The organism is Brevibacillus sp. BC25, assembly GCF_000282075.1.
In the GTDB taxonomy this organism is placed as follows: Bacteria; Bacillota; Bacilli; order Brevibacillales; family Brevibacillaceae; genus Brevibacillus.
Window position 1 is genome coordinate 1 of sequence record NZ_AKIX01000076.1, and the last position, 1,331, is coordinate 1,331.

A 1,331-nucleotide genomic window follows, 5' to 3' on the forward strand; every position below is an offset into this window, starting at 1 on the left:
GTTTGAAGCGCTCCCGCCATTTAGTTATGATCCCCTTTAGGTAGACAGAAAAAAGAGCGCAACGTATTCTGTCTTTGACGGGGGGAGATTTCAATGGGGAATATCCAAAAGACGTATGACGTAGCGTTTAAGAAAAAAGCAGTAGATTTTTATATAAAAACGGGTATGGGCTACAGAAGATGCGGAAAGGAATTGGGGATTGATCCGACGATGTTACGTCGATGGGTGAATCATTTCCAAAAAGAAGGGATAGCTGGACTGGAAGAAAAACGAGGAAAAGTAAGGGGAATTGGTGTAGGGAGACCCAAAATAAGACCCGAGGATCCTGAAGTAAAAATTAAGCGGCTGGAAGCGGAAAATGCCTTGCTAAAAAAGCTTTTAAAGATGTAAAGGGTGGGATGGAGTCAGTACCTTACAAGAAGCGGTTTGCACTTATTGAGGAGCTTGCCAAGAACGGACACAGCGTTCTACTTTTATGTCAGCTAGCTCAAGTTTCCAGAAGTGGCTACTACAAATGGATAAAGAAAAAGGAAGTGATTACTCCCAAGCAACTGGAAGACGAACAGATCAAGAGAGGAATTACGGAATGCCATAAAGAAGTGAAGGGGATTTACGGATATCGACGGGTTAAGATATGGCTAGAGAAAAAATCCCCCTTACCGATCAATCACAAACGAATCCAACGTTGCATGAACGAAATGCAACTGCAAGCCGTTATTCGTAAGAAAAGGCCTTATTATGGTAAAAAGGAAGCGTACGTTGTCTCAGGAAACCTGCTAAACAGAGCATTCCAAGCTTCCCATCCAAATGAGAAATGGGTGACGGACATTACCTATCTTATTTTTAACGGACAAAGGCTGTATTTGTCTGTAATAAAAGACTTATATAATCACGAAATTATTGCGTACCAGATCAGTCGAAATAATGATATCAAATTAGTAATCGATACACTCAACCAAGCGAAAAAGAAACGAGACGTGAAAGGAATCCTCCTACATAGCGACCAGGGGTTTCAATACACATCCCGTCAATATAATCTTCTTCTTACGAAATACAAAATCATACCCAGTATGTCTCGAAAAGGGAACTGTTGGGACAATGCAAGTATGGAGAACTTCTTCAGTCACTTCAAATCAGAATGCTTTTCACGCTATTCTTTCCGGACAGCCAGAGAAGTAAGGCTTGCTGTAAAGGAATACATCCATTTTTATAATCATGAACGCTTTCAACAAAAATTAAACAACCTAAGTCCATATGAATATCGGACTCAGGTCGCTTAGAGTTGCTCTCTACATACTGTCTACTTGACAGGGAGCAGTGCATTTATTCCG

The 1,331-nt window shown here is 40.9% G+C and carries 2 protein-coding genes; both read left to right on the forward strand.

Features of this window, described 5'->3' with window-relative positions:
- Nucleotides 1-93 precede the first annotated feature (93 nt).
- Nucleotides 94-390 (forward strand): helix-turn-helix domain-containing protein, encoded by a 297-nt coding sequence (locus PMI05_RS19860; RefSeq protein WP_007725573.1) that lies wholly within the window; start codon nucleotides 94-96, stop codon nucleotides 388-390.
- Between the two features lie 8 nt (nucleotides 391-398).
- Nucleotides 399-1,280 carry an IS3 family transposase gene (locus tag PMI05_RS19865; protein WP_007725578.1) on the forward strand — a complete coding sequence of 294 codons (882 nt, stop codon included), beginning with the start codon at nucleotides 399-401 and terminating at the stop codon, nucleotides 1,278-1,280.
- Nucleotides 1,281-1,331: the final 51 nt, after the last annotated feature.